Here is an 18,124-nt window from a genome sequence, read left to right as displayed (position 1 = left end):
AGTGGTGTCCTTGATCGATCAGGCGGCCTCGTCCAACAATTGGTTGGCGAGGTTGATAAGTTCGTCGATGTCCTGCGGTGGAAATAGCGTTTCCACTCGACCCACGCGCGAAAGCGGTGGCTCGCTGAGTGCCGCACGTGTAATGCGCCCGTGGCGCAGCACGGCCGCCTTTACGGCTCGCAGAAAGTTGAGCTGGTTGGCGCGCAAATATCCGTGAGCGGCAATGAATGCGTCGAATGCGGCATTGATGCGTTGCTCGCGGTTAGGCAGGTGCGCGCCCTCGCAAAGTATGTGGCGCAAAAAGTCAGCCAACGACGCTGCGGGAGCTTCAAAGGCTTTGCGCAAGGTGTCTTCGGTGACGAACAGATCAGCCTGGTTCAATGTGTCGCTGATCCGTTCTAATTCGTCGTCCCCTAGATGCTCGCCTTGCTTGAGTTTCGCCAGCTCAGGAAGCTGGTCAGCCAGCCGGCGCACGAGCGCCTCCACCTGCTCGCGATAGCTTTCAGCAAAAGCGCCTTCGCCGGTGGGGCCGTAGATTATCCAACTGCGCTGGGTAATGCTGTCCGGTAGATTGATTTCTACCGGACGACTGGGCGTGGAGGTGCGATAGCGCATCAAGGGGGCGAACACAGATTGCAGCGTGCTCAGACGAGTCGCATCAAGGTGCTGCCAAAAGCCTGAGGACTGCACCCAGGCCCGTTGCTCCGCCACGCGCTGCACCTCGGGGATGTTGTCAGCTAAACTTGCAACAGCCTCCTCAACGCGTTCGCGGACCTTGGCTTGTTCAGTGGTATCGCCCTTAAGCCAGGCCACCGCGAGGCGTTCACACCAGATGTGGAACTGCATCTCGTCCAAGCCCGCCAACGGCGCAAAGCGCATCAAAGGCGCGATGGTCTTGGATAGATGGTCCAGCGCGCTTTGGCTGGGCGCCGGCCATTGCCGCGCCAGCGCGTCGAGCACATCCCAGTGTGGCCGCACGTTGATGCTGTGCCGGGGCAAGGCGCTCAACATGGCCAGCAAATCGGCAATAGCCGTCTTCGTGTCTTGCTGCTGGGCGTGTAGTAGCTGCCATTTTTCCAACCGTAAGCGGAACAGACGCACCGGCAGTGGCTCACTGGGATGATCCACTTCGCCGTCGGGTTTGAGCTTGAAGTAAGCGAAATTCTTCCAGTGATCAATGATCAGAAAGTCTTTCTTGATCTCGCCGGTTGCCTTGTCGGTGTGTAGTCGCGTGCCGCGCCCGATCATCTGCCAGAACTTGACCTTGCTGAACACAGGCTTGGCGAAAACCAGGTTCTGAATGGCGGGAACATCCACGCCGGTATCGAGCATATCTACGGAAATGGCCACACGTGGCATAGTGCGGTATTTGAAATCATCCAGCGTGGTGTCAGCACGCTCCATGTGGCTATCGATGATTTCGGCCATACCTTGGCGCTGTAGCTCCGGGTACAAGCGGTTGAAGCTTTCGTAGAGTCGCTTAGCATGAGCATGACTGACGGCGAAGATGATGGACTTGTGTGGCAGGCCGCGAACATCTTTGCGACTTTTGTCCATGAACTCTCGCACCATGGCATCGTTAGTACCTTGGTTGATGATGCCTTTTTCGATGTCACTGCCATCAAAATTGAGCTCATCAAGATCTACGCCTTGATCACGCGCCATTTGCCTCAAAGGTTCGGGCAAAGCTTCCCCCTGAATGCCTTGAAGCTGAAAGTTGGTTTGTGCATCGAGCACGCGGTAATTCACTAGGTTCTGATCAGCGATGGCCTGCTCATAGCTGTAGTAATAACTGGGGGCGCCGTCGCCACAGTCGAATAGTTCAAACGTGTTGTGGTCGATGTAGTCAGTTGGGGTTGCGGTCAGTCCGAGCTGAATGGCATCAAAATGATCAAAAATGGCTTTGTAGCGCTGATAGATGGAGCGATGGCTTTCATCGGCCACGATCAGATCGTAGTAGCCGACTGACAAGCGCGAATACACCTGCATCATGCTGGGGTAAGTGGAAAACTGGATACGCGCCCCTGAGGTTTCCCCAGATTCGATGCGGGCCAGGCTTTCGTTGGGTAGATGGGATTTGAACTCCGACATTGCCTGGCGCACCAATTCACGTCGATCTGCCAGGAACAGCACTCGCTGTACGCGCTTGGAACGCAGCAAAGTGTCAACAAGGGCGATGGTGGTTCGCGTCTTGCCCGTGCCTGTGGCCATCACCAATAGAAACTTGCGCTTGGCTGCATCTACGCCTTCAGTGACGCGGCGAATGGCTTCGTTTTGATAGTCGCGGCCAGCTATGTCGGCGTTGATGGTTACCTTGCCAAGCGGCTCGGCGAACTGATGCTGGTGTCGCAGCCGTTCCAAATCATCTCGAGTGTAAAATCCGGAGATCTTGCGAGGGGCATAACGTGTGCGATCCCAGAATTGAATTTCTTTACCATTGGTGAGGAAGATAAACGGATCGCTGCCAAATTTGGCTTTGATCGCATCCGCGTAATCTGCGGCCTGACGCTTTCCAGCAAGCTCATCACGAGATGACCGCTTAGCCTCTACTACAGCAATCGGTTTGCTATCTGAACCAAGAAGGATGTAGTCAGCAAATTGCTCGCAACCGTAGTCACCGATGGACTCTGCTGTCTTGAGTAAAAACTCTTCTACAAGAGTCCTTCGACTTTGAGACCAGCCAGCATGGGCAAGCTGAGAGTCAATGATCTGAGCTCTTGTTTGCGCCTCATTGAGGCGTAGCGTAGTCATTGCTCATGCCCTGGATCTTGGTGCTCATCAGCGCCACCCGCACGCACCCACTCATCGACCTCAGACAACTGAAACTTCCATAGACGACCAACTCTGTGCGCAGGCAAAGCCTTACGCTCGCGCCAGCGATACACAGTGTCTTTGGCCACCCCCAGATGAAGGGAGACCTGCTCAGCAGTAACCCAAGGTTCTGTGCTCATTACGGCTACGCTCCAGCTTACGCAGCTACAGTCGTTTAAAGTCGGCTTAAGTCTATCAATACAGGGAGATACTGTGCAGCCATACAGAGAGCCAATCTACGAGGGATGACAATCCGAATATTGTGGCCCACAAGCATCGAATCCAGCGTATTCCCGTAACCGTCGGGTTCTACCCCCCATTTCCAGGACGGTTTTAGAAGGGCTGAAAACTTCAGATCTTGGCCGCATAGTCGCCGGAATGGGCATAACTGATCACACTCATCTCAACGCAATGAGTTCCAGGACCTGGCCTGCCATCGACTCCTGAGAGATCGCCAGACGACGGCAGAGCATATCAGCCGCGATGGCTGCCCCTCCCCTCTCTAACCACTCCACCGCGGCAGACTGTCTATCGAAATCAGCGGGTTTGTTGAGGCGTGCCTCAAGAATGCGTGCGATCGTCGCCGACGCTGGCACCACAACCGCCGAAGCGCCAGCAGTCAGCGAATTCATTAGGCCCTGCGGGTCGTAGTCTGGAAAGCTGATTAAATCGGCAATCCCCTCTCTAGCAGCAGAAACAGCCCTCGGAGACCACTGTCGATCGCCCCGAAACAACATAGGTACGTCTTGGAGTTCTGTGGGCAGCTGGTAGCGGTGGGCCGCGAGCATAACGCTCAGGTTCTCTACCAGCAGCACTCTCTCTAGCCCATGCAGGTCGATGCCCTGGACGTTCAGCGTACCGCCGCGGGGGTGCTGGTAGTCACCTGATGGCAGTAGAACCCTGCCCGATGGATGAGCGACCAGCACCAGACCCTCGCCTACCGTCCGGCCACTGACCTTTTCGTTTCTGGAGATCGCAGCCAGAGCCAGCCTGTCCCCCTCGAGCGCTGCCGTGCTGTGCTTCAGCGGATCCAGAGACATGTCCTTTCTCACCAGCGCAAGCAGTGTCTGGTGATCCGCAGCAGTCAGCAGCAACGCCGATGTACCGAGCTTCGTCCCTACTCCGTAAAGCTGGTGGATCTGCCGCCAGGTATCCGTAAGCGTGATTTTGTCCTGGTTGCGCCGCACCGCGCTCATGATCGCCGTCAGGTGGCGCTTATTGGTCAGCATGCGTTATCGCCTCGACACCCTATCCAGGGTCAACTCCAGGACACGCCGGTTCGCCGAAAACCGACTATGTGGCGCCATCGTCGGCACAAGGCGGTAGTTCAGTTTCTTACCCTTGGCTTTGGCGAATGCCGCCTGCAACTGGGCATAGCCATCCAGGGCGTAGAGCCATATCCCGTCAGGGATGTCGGGATCACCACAGTCTTGCCAGTAAGCGGTAGCCGATTGAGGTTTACCAGTGGCAATCAGCTCCCGAAGCATGGCCTCCAAGTGGGCACGCACGAAGGGTTTTTCCAGCTCCTTTTCCTGATTGGCGCCTGAGGGGACAATTTTCGACTCACGCTCCTGGGCGGCTGCCGCTGACGCCGCTTTGACCTTCGGTGCCGGCAGTGAGGCTATCAGCAACTCCAGTTGCTCAAGGTTCTCGCCGGCATGGACGTCGCAGAACGCATTGCCGCCCAGTGAAAGTGGAGCAGCACCAGCCCAAACCGCAGCATCAAGTCGTTCAAGAAGTGGCTCAAGATCGATCACGCCGCCGCCCTGCAGGTGAGCGTCGACGGCCTGGGCCACCTGGCGCATCTTGTTGCGCTTACGCACTGTCAGACTGAGCCGATCAAGCCGACCAATCATCTCGTCGAGAGCGAAGCGGTTGCGGGACACCGCACCCAACAGACCGTCGATAAGTTTGCCCCGCAGCGCCCGGTCGCTTCTTGTCAGCTGCAATAGGCCCGTGTGTGTAAACAGGCCCAACTTCTCGTGCAGTCGCTTGAGCCGATCGATCGCATTTTTGATGTCGCGGATCCTGTCGGTGAGCCGGACGGAGAATCCATATCCTCCCTCAATGAATGCCCTGGTGACGTTCTGCTCGTTTCTCAGGTGCTGCACCACCTGGCGGGTGGTGTTGGTGACACGCCGCAGGTGGCGCTCGGTCTCGGCCGGATCGCCAGCTGCCTTGGCGCCATGGTAGGCCTCGCACCCCTCCTCAATGCTGATTAGGATCTCCTTGAGGTCAGGCGCTACGCGATCAAACCCTTGGATAGAAATTTGTGCGCCCACGTCGAGCAGTAGACCACTGAGATGCAACAGGTCGCTGTCCTCCTCCACCAGGCCTTTGGACATGAGCCACGAGAGGCCCTTGGTCATACGCTCCGGGGGCGTGATGCCTGTTTCATCGGCCAAGGCCATAGCTTCCAGCAGATCAGCGTTCGCTTTCAGGTGCTCGCCTAGCCTTACCCAGTCTTCTGCCTTCACAGTTCGAGGCCTCTTTGCTCCAACTGAGTCGAAGATGGATCCGGCTCCGGATCCAGGCTTAGGCTGCTGAACTCAGCCACCCAGGCCAGAATCATGTAGAAGTACCCCATCTTGCCAGTGGCCACGTAGTTCGCGGACTCACTACTGCGCTTCACCAGGTAACCCGCGTCGGCCAGGGGCCGCAGCACCAGCGCCAATCGCTCTTTGTTGTCCTTGGCGCTCTTGGACTTGCTGAAGAACTCGTGGCCACTCAGGTCTCGCAGCTGATCCCTGTAGGTGGGATTGTTCTCGATGGCCTCGAGCAGATCCGAAAAGGACACCGTGTCGCCGGGCGCTAGGCACGCATCGGTGCGCCCAGAGCGATTGAAGAGGCGGATGAACTCCAGGCAGGGCTTGAGCTGATCGCGCATCTGCACCAGTTGCACAGCCGCTGCAGCTCTATCCTTGGGGTCAGACAGATCGGCGTACCGCGAAAAGTAGGTATCCGGGGCAGTTTTTTCACCGATGGTACCCAGCTCCCGGCCGAGAGGCGCCAGCGCCGCTCTGACCTCTGCCTCAACACCAGGTGCGCGAAGCTGACGATGGAGCTCTGGATAGGCGTATTGGCAGATGAAGCCACCAGAGAGCAGGGCTTCGAGGACATCGCGAATCTCGCTCACGATAGGTACTCCTCTGCGGCCAAAGCCTCATTCAGTTCATCCAGCTCCTCGTGCACGTCCAGGCCGTACTCCTTGACGACGATCGTGCCGGTATCAGCCTGTCTCTCCAGGAAGTAGCGGTTGGTGAACTGCCGAAGCAACTCCGGCGCGCCACCTGGGAAGCATGCCAGCATGGAGATTCCCCTCTGGTTGAAGTAGTTGACCAAGGCCACGTAGTTCTCCGGCGAGAGCTCCAGGGCCTCATCAATGGGGATCGACATTAGGAAATCAGCGTCTTTACGCAGCAGCTCGAACAGGGAGACGTAGATCATTGCAACGATGATCTTGGTCAGGCCGGTGCTGCTGAGCTCAATCAGCTCTGAGTTGTTGGTAGCAATCTTCGTCCGGCCCTGGTCATTGCACGACACACTCACGTCAAAGCATTGCTCCAGGTCAGAGGTGAACTTGCCCTCATTGATCTGCCTGGTCACGTTCTCCAGGGCCTCGACGAAATTCTCGGTCGGCATGACGCCATCGCCCATGGCTTGCCAGCGGCGATAGTGCTGATCGTAGATGGATAGATCAGACCAAAAGGACATTTCTTGGATGCGGGATGTAACCCTGAACTCAAACTGTTTGATCTGGGCAAATGCGCCAAGCACCTCCCGAGCCTTCTGCGTCGCGTCGCGGCCGAGCTGCTGGATACTCCGATGCAACTCCAGCAGCTTGGTGCGGCGATCGCACAGCTCATCAGAAAGGTTCTTCGCCTGCATGATCAGTTTCGTCTTCTGGTCAGGATGCGAGACGTCGATGTATTCCTGCAGGCTTGACGCCGCCTCCAGCCAGGCTAGGTCAGGCTCTGCTGCCGCATTGCTGGCCTGGCTAGCGATCTGTTCGATAGCAGCGCCTTGCGGCGTGTGTAGGAGCTGCCGTGTCCTGAACTGGGACAGGATCTGGCGATAGGCTTCAGAGGCGGACTTCTGGAGCACTCCACGCTGGCGCGTCAACCTGGTCACATCCTCGTCGATGTCCTGCGCTGAAAATCCGTCTAACAAGGTACCGGGATCAACAGCGTCGACTTGAGTAAGGCGGTTGAGTACACCGTTGAGCAACCTGGCATGGGCCTCATCCTGCTGCCCTTCCAGCGTTAGTGCCTTGCGCTGGTCGACAATCTCTCTCAGCCGGGTTTTGACCTCTTCGTTGTAGTCAGCGATCTGCCTGTCTACCCTGGCTACCTGACCTTCCAGGTCAGACATCTCGGCGATTCGTATCGGGAGCTGCGGTAGCACGTTCTCCACCCAGTGGCGGTAGCTCTCGATAATCGATCGCTGATCAGTGATCTCCTTAATTTGTGAGTCAAGCTGGTTTATCTCTCGCTCGAGCCGGCGATTTTCCCTGTCATCAATGTCCTCACTGCGGAGCTTGACCGACTTGTCGTTCTCGATGGTCTGAAGCTCTGCGTTTAGCCCTTCGGTGATTCGCTGCAATGCAGCCTTGTGCCCCTCGGTCAGTCGCGCACGCTCTTCAGCAAGGTCGTCACGTGCAATCTTTTCATTCGTAGTCAGCTCCAAGATGTGCCGCCCGTGAACCGACCTCAGTTGCGCGATACTTGCGTCTTTTTCGTCCAGGGCCCGTTGCGCCTCAACAGCGCGTGCACCCTGCTCTTCAACGTAGGAGCTATGTTCATCCTGTGCTCGTTCATACAGCGCCTTGCGTTGTTCACGTCGCGATGCCAGCTCAATAGCGGCCTGACTCTCATCGTTCTGGCACTTGCTCAACCGAGCAGCATGCTTACGGGAACGATCTTCTAGAACACGATTCTGCTTATCCAGGCTCTCGAACTCGGCCTGGATACCCTCAAGACGGAGCGTCAGCGACGCAATTTCTTGCTCAAGCGCTTCATCGCTGGCGAACGTTGGGACTGATAGCCCTTGAAGCGCCAGCTCAAGTCCATAGAGAGATTGCTGGGGGGACTCCAGCATTGCAGGGTTCAGATCGGTTCGCAGGAGGATCTCTACCGGAACCAGCCTAGCGATATTGTCTTTCCAGCTTGGGTGATTCTTTCGCAGGTACCCAAGCATCGTCTCTGCACCAGCGTTCAGTTGCTCCTTCAGCGCGTCGCGCAGCTTCGCTGTTTCGCTACGCTGCTTTTCAAGCCCCTGGAACGCAGACACCAGCCTGGATTGCTCATCCTGCAGGCCCTTTTCCTCTCCGCGGGCAACTGCTAATTCGGCCTGGAAAGCGGCCAGCAGAGCAGCTTGCTCATCAATCGCGTGCTGAGCTGCGTCAAGGGCATCTTGGGAGCTAGGAAGAACCTTCGTTTTCTTCAGGTGATCAAGCTCGGCTGAGGCGCGAGCAGCGGCAGTGGCCAGCAAATTGCGTTGCTGCTCATGCTCCTCGAGTTCAGCGCGCTGTTCCCTTTCGGTCTCTTCCTTACGACGGCGTAAATCGTCCTCAAGCTCATCCTGGCGTTCCTGGATAGCCTCCAGCGCAAGATTGTGACGTGAGTGAACTTCCTCTCGCTGCGCTGACGCAGAGTCCTTGGCTTTCTGAGCCCGCAGGTCGTAGACCTGTCGTATGTCTAGGCCCTTAGCGTTGAGCTTGGTAAGGTGATCCTGCTTCAGATCGCGCTGAGCAATCACCTCGCCAATGTTGTCCGCTCTCGCCAACAGGTCTGCCATTCCCGCCTGCTCGTGCTTCTCCTTGGCCGACTCAATTTTGCTTACCGAGTCAGTGGCCTCAGTGAGGTTTGCCTGTAGGTGGCCGCGTTTTACTGCCAGCTCCTGGCGCCGAGCGTGGGCATCATCGTTTATGCTCGCCTCGCGCGCATTGAGCCCACCCAGGGCTACCATCCGAGCAGCTTCGCGCTCGCCCAGCCGCGTCACGATGCTGTTTGCACGGGCCTTTTGGATACCCAGCTGACGCGTGGTTGCCTGGTGGTCAATCCGTAGCTGGGACAGTGACACCACCTTAGGTCTCAACTCGTCCATGAGGAGATAACCGGCCCGGTTCTCCAGCACCTTGTTGAAAGGAGCAGCGTTCAGGGTTTCCAGGGTGCGGCCTAGGTCGGAGTTATCCTGCTCGAGGATCTCGGCCATAGTGGTCTTCATGGTGTCGAACGTACCGGCGCTGGCCAGGAGCGCGAGCGCCACATTGTCGATACCGTTGAAGTCAGTCCGCTTCGGCGCCAGCGAGAACGAGGGACGGAGGGCCAGTACCAGCTTTCGCTTCTGGGGATCCGTCAGCTTCTCCATGTGGGAGTAGCCGCTGTTGAACTGGATGATGTGCCGGTAGTGAATGGGCTGAAGCTCTGGACTGCAGTCGATACCTTTCACTGCCAGATGGCGTATCAGTTCCCCTGCCCTGACCAGCTCGCCGGCCTCATAGTCCCGGTAAAGCAGATCTGGCTCCCAGGCGTGAGCAACCAGGCGGTATGCGTAGCTGTCACCACTGCGGTGCATGATCGCGCACCGCGGCGCATTCATTGAGTTGGTGTACTCGAAGACGATGTAGCTGGAGGCGTTGGGCAGGTACCAGTTAGCGAAGCTTTCCCGGTTACTCCCCGCTTTGACCAACTGTCCAGGAGCAGCCCCATAGAAAACAGGTATGAGCTTCAGAAACGACGACTTACCGATGCCATTTGTGCCGTTGACACTGGTGTTCCCGCAGATCGCTATCTCAGCTTTGGCCCCTGCGCACAGGGAGTCGATAAGAACGATCTTGAGTAACTGAGACATCGTTGATTCCTTTCAGATGGCACCGACACATCGATATTTGGCTAATGTCGTTGGGGATTAACAAGTGTCCGCGACTTAGCAGGCCACGTCCCCTTGGCTGGCGCTCAGATACGCAGAGATTTTGCTGAGGGCAGAGTCCCGGTGCTGTGCAGCAGTGACGTGGCGAGGATGACTTGTGCGGTAACACAAGGTATCGCCAAGATAAAACTCCCACAGCGCCTTCTTTATCAGTACCTCGCTGCGGTCGATCAGCCCATCCAAAGATCGTTTTAGGTCCGAGTCATAACGCCAGCCCGTGACAAATATGATCGACTGAGGCTGTATGACCCTCAACTGCTCACGCAGCAACTGCATAGACAGCTCCTGCACAGCAGCAAATGATTTGGAGTCCTTCTTAGGTGAGCCCTTCTTATAGGCCACCGCAAATAAATTGCCCCAGCCGACCTCCTTACGAGAACAGCCAAGCTTTGCCGCAGCGTATTGGTGAAAACGACCAAAGCAGGATCGAGCAGGCGGCATATCTAGATACGCCTGGTGCTTGCACATGGAATCCTCAATGTAGCCTCTCAGATCTCCGTCATGGATCTGCTTGAAAGAGCCATTCCAGGCGCGAGTCTCCATACCAACGATCATAAGCCTCATCGGTTTTTCTGCTGCCGAGGGCAAGAACACTCCGGTCAACCCATCGCTACAGCCATCAAACTTGGCCAGCATCTCTTGGCTAAGCACCGCTTGGTAGGCATCCCAAAGACGCTGTTTTAAATCTACCGACTGCATTGACACTGCTCCCTGGCTACCAACCTCGACGGGCCCGAATAATGACGTCGCCACCCCCACTCTCCAGCCAGACAACAGATGGCTTGGGCTGCTCCAACCGCAAAATACCGTCGCGGCAATTCTGCTCCTGGCATCGCGCGCGATAGATGATCAGGTCATCCAGGAGCGAGAGCACAGAGTTTTTAAAACCCGACGTTTTCAATGCTTCAAGATCAGCATCCGAAAAAAAGAAGGAGGCTGCGTCGAGTCGACTTTCAGTGCCCACGCTATGGAACACGATTTCCCCGTCGACAGCCGCTCCCTTTAGAAATTGGTCGCACAGTTGCACCAACCGAAAACTCTCGAACGCAAAGTCGTACGACTCCTGCATACACCACCTCCTATGCCCCAGTGCGCTTACTGTGCCGACTCGCTGGGCTCATGCTCAACCAAGGCCAGTTCAAGATCTGCTCGGTCCACCCAGGTTTCGTCCAGCTCACCTTTAACTGCCACACCCAGTTGGCGGAAGTCATTGACCTGCTTAACGAGATTAGCCTTACCACTGACCAGTTGATCACGCGCCTTACGGTAGGCGTCCTGGGCCTTGTCCAGGCTGTTACCGATGGCATCCATGCTGCCGAGGAAGGTGCGCAGCTTGTCGTAGACCTTACCAGCGCGCTCGGCCAGCTCAGCGGTGTGCTTGTTCTGGTCCTCGAAACGCCAGAGCTGACGCACGATGTTGAGGCTGGTGAGCAAGGTGGTCGGGGTGGCGACCAGGACGTTCTGCTCGATGGCTTTCTGGAACAGAGTCTCGTCCGCCTTGAGCGCCTCGACGAAGGCCGATTCGATGGGCACAAACATGAACACCATCTCCGGCGCATTCAGCCCCGGTAGATCGAAGTAATGCCGGTTGGCCAGCTCCTTGATGCGCTGCCCAATTGCCATAACGTGCTCGTTGAGGGCCAGCCGCCGCTCAGCATCATCCTCGGCATTGATGTAGCGGGTGTAGGCATTGAGCGAGACCTTGGCATCGATGATCAAGTGCTTGCCCTGCGGCAGGTAGACGATCACGTCCGGGCGCTGGCGATTCTCCTCGCCATTGATGCTGACCTCACGTTTAAAGTCGCGCCCGTTGACCAGGCCGGAGCGCTCCAGGACGTTCTCCAGCACCAGCTCGCCCCAGTTGCCCTGAGCTTTCTTCTGGCCCTTAAGTGCGGTGGCCAGGTCGTGCGCCTCCTGGGTGATCTGCTGGTTGAGCTCCTTGAGGTGCAGCAACTCCTGGGTCAGCGCGGCCTGCTGCTGGACATCCTTGTGGTGAATGTCTTCGACCTTGGTACGGAAGCCTTCGATCTGTTCACGGAAGGGTTTGAGCAACGCATCTAGAGACTGCTGGCTATGTTGCGAGAAGGCTTGGCCTTTGGCCTCGAAGATTTGCCCAGCAAGCTGCTCGAATTCCAGCTTGAGCTGATCGCGGCTTTCCTTGAGCAGTTTTTGTTGCTCGGCAAAGTGCTGCTGCTTCTGCTCCAGGCTGCTACTGAGGGTGGCGTGCTCCTTGGACAGATTGGCGAACTTATCCTGCATCACCTCATGGCTGCTCTGCAGGCGCTCATGAGACTGCTTGAGCTCAGCATGTTGCTGTAGCAATTGGCCGTGCTGAGCACGCGCCGCGCTGGCCTGGCTTTGCGCATCGGCCAACTGGGCGAGCAGTTGTTTCTGCTCATCGCGCAGGCCAGCGAGCTCCTCTTGGGCAAAGTCCAGCTGTCGCTGTAGCTGTTCGGCATGAGCTTTTTCTGCTCGTGCGGCAGCCGTCTGCTCACGCAGATCAGTCTCTTGCTGCTGATTCTGCTGCTGCAACTGCCCCAGCTGTAGCTGGTAATGCTGCAGAGTGGCCACAGCCTCTCGACGGCGCATGATTTGCCAGAACAATGCCAGTGCCATCACGCATACCGACAGCAGAGCGATACCCGCTACTCCCCAAGACATTCCAATACCGTTCACGATGCCTCTCCTTTTCGTGGCGGTCACTGCGCCAACTTGAATGACGCCATCAGAATATGTAGCTTAAGACGACGCATCCACAGTGTTTACTCGTACAGGTAAAGTTTTCGAGCAGATGGAGAGGCCATGAAACGCAAGCAAGCAATCGAATCCGTGCGCTGGGATCTGGCGCTGCGCTACCGACTGATCGAGACAGTCGCCTGGTGGGAAGGCCGTTTGACTACAGGCCACCTGATGCAGAGCTTCGGCATCAGCCGCCAGCAGGCGTCGAAGGACATCAACTCCTACATCGCTGACTACGCGCCGAAGAATCTGGAATACGACAAACATTTGAAGGGGTATGTGCCAAGCCGCCACTTCAAGCCACTGTTCATTGACGACAGCGCCAGCGCTTACCTGCATCTGCTCAATCAAAACTACGAGCGGGCGCCTCATATCGATGGGCTGGCCCTAGCCTATGCCCACACCGAAGTACTGGGCGTACCAGATCGATCTGTTCGCCCAGAGGTGTTACGTCCCCTGCTCAAAGCCTGCCGAGAGGGGCTGCGACTGGAATGCGAGTATGTGTCTTTCAGCACCCCGGACGTTGAGACCAGGTTGATTGCTCCACACACCCTGATCTACACAGGTATGCGTTGGCATGTACGCGCTTACTGCGAGAAGAACCGGGACTACCGGGACTTTGTGCTAAGCCGCTTCCGTGGCGAGCCCGGACTAATGGACGATTTGTCAGAACACACCCGGGACTTGGATAGCGGATGGAATACCGAGCTCGCAGTCATGATTGTGCCCGACTCGCGCCTGAAGCCCGAGCAACGCACAATCATCGAGGCCGACTACGGCATGCAGGACGGCCAACTGCTGATCGAAACCCGCGGTGCTCTGGTGCAGTACGTGTTGCAGCGCTACCAGATCGACCCGACCAAGGTACATGCCAAGGCGACAGCTCAGCAGATCGTGGTTGCCAACCTGGATGAACTGCAGCCTTGGCTGTACCACTGACCAACGGAGCCTGAATGGCCACGTATCCCCTGCTCTACACCCTGCATATTCAGCTGGAGCCGCTGCACTTCAATCCGCCGATCTGGCGACGCATTCGCGTGAGCGGCGACTGTACATTACGCAAGCTGCATCACTTCATCCAAGCTGCCTTTGGCTGGCACAGCAGCCACATGCATGAGTTCAGCGACGGTATGAATCGCTACCTACCTCTGGACGCCGAACTGATGCACATGTTCGATGACGCGCTGGATGACCGAAAAACTAAACTGCGTCGCCTGCTGAAGGACATTGATCGACTGCGCTACCTCTACGACTTCGGCGACAGCTGGCAGCATGTGATCGCGATCGAAACCGTAGAGCCTAGTGACGTCAGCGGCACCTGGTGCGAAGTACTCGACGGCGCCCGCGCCTGCCCACCAGAGGATGTTGGCGGTGTGCCGGGCTATCTGGACTTTCTGGCTTCGCTCCAGCAATCAGAAAGCAAAGAAGGCCACAGCGCCCTGGTGTGGGCAGGAGGCAGCTTCAATCCCGAGCTGTTTGATCAGCGAGCAGCCAATGCGGCAGTACAGCGGATCTGCAACAACTTCTGGGGCTGAGCAATTTGGCAAAGAGACGCAGCACATCTGAGGAGAAGCTGGCTAGAAGCTGCGCTTCCCCTTCAGAGTGACTGCCCCGACAAGAACAGCCTCGCACCATCAATTTGGACGGATCCTCATCATGAGAGTGGACGGACCGTTATCACGCAGATAGACGGCATCTGACCATCCCCATCACCTGCCCCGGCCAAACTCAATCAGATGACACAACCGCCGTACGCGAGCCGTGCCAACCCAATCATCAGCAGCGTCGACCCCAGCAGCATGAGGTATTCACTCAGTGAGCTCAGAATGATCATGAAAGGCCTCCTCGGTAGTGACGAGATGACCATAACCTCGCTCCTCACGTGTCGCGACGCGTAAACTTTCCGCCCGTAAAGCTTTCGGACACATCCGAACCTGAGGTCACTAACGGCCCTTAGCAAATTGGTAAGCAGCCCCGTGCTCGAGCTTGCCGACAGCAAATGCGACGATCACCTCGCCGCTTAAAGTAAGCCCCGCCAAACCTCATTGCGCTCAATGACTCGAACAAATGCCTGAGCGCTGAATCCGTCCGGATAAAGTGTAGATATCGTCTCCTCTTCCTGATCGAACGCCCTCAGGTGATGCTGCTCATCACGTAGCGCGACCTCCAGGACTTCTCGAGATATCACTAGAGCGTCATCAACAACCTCCCCATCCAGCTCAATCGAGGTGTCTACAACCCACGTGTGCAAGGCCGGCGACGGATCGGAAATCGCCAGCCCCAGCGCGTTACGCAAGTCAGAGTCCGCCAGCAATGCTGTGAGCACCGCAGGGCTTTTACGCTTCAGCTGCCTAGCAGCCTTACGCAACGTATTCGTGCGATGAAGCCAGACTTCGTGGCCGTTGGACCGGATAAATCCTGACTTGACCTCGAGCAATAGCAACACGCCTTCGAGGCACGCCAGTACATCGATCTCTCCTGCATCCCCCTCATCCATGCGAGGCGGCTGGTAGCCCACCACCACCCGGAAACCTCGCTGCCGAAGAGACGCAGCCAGTTCGTGTTCGACACGTTCAGTTTCGTTACGAAGCTCGGATCTGCGCGGATCTACGCGACGCAAATTGTTTACTGCGGCTGTGAGGCTGTTCTGTCTTCCTGCTATCCAGGGAAACTTAAAGCTGAAGCGGCCGATTTTGTAGAACGGCCGCTCGTATAGCCTTGGCGTCGGTTGATTAGGCGCTTGCTTGATCTGCTCGGACAGCGCCTGAAGATCACTGGTCCAAAACTGCAGAATGGCTTTGGCGGCCTCTGGATCCCCCGCGGGATGCTCATCACTGACCGTCCACGCGCGGATCCGCGCCACTTTCTCCGGCAACTCCGACCAGGTCATGGGAAAGCGATTCTCGCCCTGCAGCAGCCCCTCAAACGCCAAACGCCCCATTGCCACTATTGGATCACCGGAGTCAGCCAGGTATCCCCTATAAGGTCGCAGATAGGCCTGCTCGAAAAAGGCGTTAGTCAGCTCACTGGCCAGCATGGCGTGATGCAGCGAGACCTCCGCTCCATTGTTAAGCCTGATGCTTTCGCCCAACCCAAAAACCACCTGCAGATAGAGCTGACTACGAATCGCTTTGATGTAGGCAAGCTGGTTGGCTTCATGGCTTTCAGCGCTACCGATGACCTTCCCAGCCAGCTCAGAAGCCGCAAAGACATCGACCGCGCGGCGCATCCAGTAGCACCACAGCAGCTGGGTTTTCCGCTCAGTACGCTGCCAGCGCCGGGTACCCTCGTCTGTTTTGTTGAAAATGACTGATTGCCCAGGCTCGAGCTGGTAATCGCATTCTGCATCGAAGCAAAACCAGTCGATGGAGCCCTCATAGTCAATGAGCTCGCGCGTTGCCTCAATCATCACGCCGACCGCTTCTAGATTCACAGCGCATCCCGCGCCTTCCCCGGGCTGCGGAAACAACATAGGCGACAAATGTTGTCTCAACGAACGGCCAAACACCTCCGTAGAGAGCCGAAAGTCGGACTCGCTACAAAACTTCAGCTTACGCAGGATGATCCGCTCATAAGCAACCCAATCCATGCCTGCAGGATCGTCACCAGCCTCCCCGAGACGGACATAGGCCAATACGCTGAGATAGGAAAGCAGTTCTAAAAGCGTCAGAGACTGCAGTTGGCGCTCAGCACTCGTAATCATGGCCTCAAAGGGTTCCAGCTGCAGCAGCAGGCGCTCGCAAACTCCGAAGAACGTCTGCCACTCATCGCCAGTGCAGCGGCTCCGCAGATGCACCCACAGAGGCGAGTCTCTGCGCGTGAAAAGCTTGGAGTAGCGAATGGCCCAGCGCAGCTGACCAGGGTGGTGAACTGCTAGGTGATCCAACAGCTTAGTACTGATCACGTCATCAAAATGCAGTACACGCGCAAGCACCTGACTTACTAAGTCAGCCTCAGCAACTACCGAAAACTCCCACCAGAACTCAGAAGAAATAAGCCCCACTGTACGGTTTCGTGAGGTGTATTTGCCACTGGGTCGCTGATCCAGAAAATCGTGCAAGCATTCATTAAGGGCCTTTCCAGGTGACCAAGCCCTTAGGTGATGCACATACCGATCCTGAAAGTACTCCTGACAGCGTCTATCTGCATCGTGCACAAGATCTTCCTTGCAGCTTCTTACACAAAGCCGATGTGTTATTAGGCCTCACGTTATCGCGTCAAAACTGCAGAAGCCAGTTGCTCCATGCCTCCGACAGGAAGGTTTCGAGCCTCTCTGGATACAAAAAAATTTCAGACCTGTATTACTAATGGGAAGACGGGCTCGTATCGCCCTCTTCAGCCCCTTCCCGTTGTACAGGAGTCTGAATGATGTCGATCCTTTGCCCCGCATGTAACTCTTCTCAAATCATCACACGCAATATCGGCCGCAAGCTGGGCGGTACCGTCGGCGCAGTAGGTGGCGCTGCAACTGGTGCTGCCAGCGCTATGGCTGGTGCTCAGGGCGGTGCAGCGCTAGGCATGGTCGCTGGCCCCATCGGTGCCGCACTTGGCGGTCTTGCCGGCGCCATTCTCGGCGGCCTGGCCGGCAGTGCGGTAGGAGGCCTGGCTGGCGCACAGGTAGGCGAGAAAATCGACCTGCATGTGCTGGACAATTACCAATGCCAAGCCTGTGGTCACGCCTTCTCGGTTCCGGAGCAGTAGCTGCTCACCGCACCACATCACCTCTTCATTTCTCACCGCAGTGATTACACCTGACTCGCCCAGAGATCTCGGGCGCAGGTGGATCTATTGGCAAGCCTCTCTGGCAAGGAGTCAGTAATGGCCCATCTCATCGAACAAATGGCCTATGTCGGCGATGCGCCCTGGCATGGTCTTGGTAACCAGCTCACTCAGAAACAACCGATCGAGGTCTGGCAGCGTGAAGCTGGAATGGACTGGCAGATCCTGGAAAGCCCAGTGCACTTCAAGTCAGATGCGATCGGCCATCTCGGCACGATCCATTCTTTCCCAGAGCAGAAGGTGCTGTTCCGGTCTGACAGCAAAGCACCGCTATCGGTGGTCTCCAGACGCTATCACACGGTGCAGCCGCGCGAGGTGCTGGAGTTCTATCGTGATCTGACCGAGGTCTCCGGCTATGAGCTGGAAACCGCTGGCGTACTTAAAGGTGGCCGCAAATTCTGGGCACTGGCCCGTACAGGGCAAGGCACTGCACTAAAGGGCAACGACCAGGTCAACGGTTACCTGCTGCTGGCTACCTCCTGCGACGGTACCCTAGCCACAACCGCAACCCCGACCATAGTGCGCGTTGTGTGTAACAACACCCTGACCATCGCCCTGGATGGAACGACGCGTGCTATCAAGGTGCCCCACAGCACCCGCTTCGACCCACAGGCCGTAAAGAAACAACTCGGTATCGCTGTCTCGCAATGGGACGAATTCATGTACCGCATGCGGGCCCTGGCTGATCGCAAGGTCAAGCCCAAAGAAGCACTTTCGTTTATCACCACGGTGCTGGGTGATAGCTCCCCGAACGCACAGCAGAAGGAGGTAGTGCCCAACATCCGCGCCATGCAAAAAGTGGAGAGCCTCTTTCAAGGAAGAGGTCGAGGCAGCAGCCTCGAATCTGCCAGTGGAACAGCTTGGG

The 18,124-nt window shown here is 56.9% G+C and carries 14 protein-coding genes; 3 read left to right on the top strand and 11 right to left on the bottom strand.

Features of this window, described 5'->3' with window-relative positions; genetic code table 11:
• Positions 1 to 18: 18 nt before the first annotated feature.
• The 9 genes from DMO17_RS18935 to DMO17_RS18895 all read right to left on the bottom strand — a co-directional run bounded on the left by DMO17_RS18935 (position 19) and on the right by DMO17_RS18895 (position 12,417).
• Positions 19 to 2,751, bottom strand: a complete 2,733-nt coding sequence (locus DMO17_RS18935; protein WP_110684035.1) for a type I restriction endonuclease subunit R — start codon at positions 2,749 to 2,751, stop codon at positions 19 to 21.
• Positions 2,748 to 2,951 carry a helix-turn-helix domain-containing protein gene (locus DMO17_RS18930; RefSeq protein ID WP_071540834.1) on the bottom strand — a complete coding sequence of 68 codons (204 nt, stop codon included), beginning with the start codon at positions 2,949 to 2,951 and terminating at the stop codon, positions 2,748 to 2,750. Before DMO17_RS18930 ends, DMO17_RS18935 begins: the two co-directional genes overlap by 4 nt.
• A 258-nt stretch (positions 2,952 to 3,209) precedes the next feature.
• The gene (locus DMO17_RS18925; protein WP_110684034.1) at positions 3,210 to 4,040 is read right to left on the bottom strand and encodes a DUF7281 domain-containing protein; all 831 of its coding nucleotides are present in this window, start codon (positions 4,038 to 4,040) and stop codon (positions 3,210 to 3,212) included.
• A 3-nt stretch (positions 4,041 to 4,043) separates the two neighbouring features.
• Positions 4,044 to 5,288: a hypothetical protein gene (locus DMO17_RS18920; protein ID WP_110684033.1), complete on the bottom strand. Its 1,245-nt coding sequence runs from the start codon at positions 5,286 to 5,288 to the stop codon at positions 4,044 to 4,046.
• Entirely contained in the window at positions 5,285 to 5,947 is a 663-nt protein-coding gene (locus tag DMO17_RS18915) for a hypothetical protein (protein ID WP_110684032.1), read from the bottom strand. Before DMO17_RS18915 ends, DMO17_RS18920 begins: the two co-directional genes overlap by 4 nt.
• A complete protein-coding gene (locus tag DMO17_RS18910; RefSeq protein ID WP_110684031.1) occupies positions 5,944 to 9,663 on the bottom strand; it encodes an ATP-binding protein in 3,720 nt (1,239 codons plus the stop codon). Before DMO17_RS18910 ends, DMO17_RS18915 begins: the two co-directional genes overlap by 4 nt.
• A 75-nt stretch (positions 9,664 to 9,738) precedes the next feature.
• Entirely contained in the window at positions 9,739 to 10,440 is a 702-nt protein-coding gene (locus DMO17_RS18905; protein ID WP_110684030.1) for a hypothetical protein, read from the bottom strand.
• Between the two features lie 16 nt (positions 10,441 to 10,456).
• On the bottom strand, positions 10,457 to 10,810 hold the full coding sequence (locus DMO17_RS18900; RefSeq protein WP_110684029.1) for a hypothetical protein: 354 nt from the start codon (positions 10,808 to 10,810) through the stop codon (positions 10,457 to 10,459).
• Between the two features lie 26 nt (positions 10,811 to 10,836).
• Positions 10,837 to 12,417: a DNA recombination protein RmuC gene (locus tag DMO17_RS18895; protein ID WP_258371577.1), complete on the bottom strand. Its 1,581-nt coding sequence runs from the start codon at positions 12,415 to 12,417 to the stop codon at positions 10,837 to 10,839.
• Between the two features lie 126 nt (positions 12,418 to 12,543).
• On the opposite strand from DMO17_RS18895, the gene DMO17_RS18890 reads away from it, so the two are divergent.
• Positions 12,544 to 13,419: a WYL domain-containing protein gene (locus DMO17_RS18890; protein WP_110684027.1), complete on the top strand. Its 876-nt coding sequence runs from the start codon at positions 12,544 to 12,546 to the stop codon at positions 13,417 to 13,419.
• A gap of 14 nt (positions 13,420 to 13,433) precedes the next feature.
• Complete coding sequence (locus tag DMO17_RS18885; RefSeq protein WP_110684026.1) at positions 13,434 to 14,015, top strand: plasmid pRiA4b ORF-3 family protein; 582 nt, start codon at positions 13,434 to 13,436, stop codon at positions 14,013 to 14,015.
• Positions 14,016 to 14,500: 485 nt separating this feature from the next.
• Here DMO17_RS18885 and DMO17_RS18880 read toward each other — a convergent pair whose 3' ends face one another.
• Both DMO17_RS18880 and DMO17_RS19960 read right to left on the bottom strand, forming a co-directional pair.
• Positions 14,501 to 16,540 (bottom strand): NERD domain-containing protein, encoded by a 2,040-nt coding sequence (locus DMO17_RS18880; RefSeq protein WP_258371576.1) that lies wholly within the window; start codon positions 16,538 to 16,540, stop codon positions 14,501 to 14,503.
• A 452-nt stretch (positions 16,541 to 16,992) separates the two neighbouring features.
• Positions 16,993 to 17,157 carry a hypothetical protein gene (locus DMO17_RS19960; RefSeq protein ID WP_181418826.1) on the bottom strand — a complete coding sequence of 55 codons (165 nt, stop codon included), beginning with the start codon at positions 17,155 to 17,157 and terminating at the stop codon, positions 16,993 to 16,995.
• Between the two features lie 141 nt (positions 17,158 to 17,298).
• On the opposite strand from DMO17_RS19960, the gene DMO17_RS18870 reads away from it, so the two are divergent.
• Positions 17,299 to 18,124: DUF932 domain-containing protein (locus DMO17_RS18870; RefSeq protein WP_110684024.1), on the top strand; the 826-nt coding region annotated here is incomplete at its 3' end.

Origin of the sequence: Aquipseudomonas alcaligenes (assembly GCF_003205495.1) — a bacterium.
GTDB lineage: Bacteria > Pseudomonadota > Gammaproteobacteria > Pseudomonadales > Pseudomonadaceae > Aquipseudomonas > Aquipseudomonas alcaligenes_B.
This window is presented reverse-complemented; position numbering and strand designations above follow the sequence as displayed.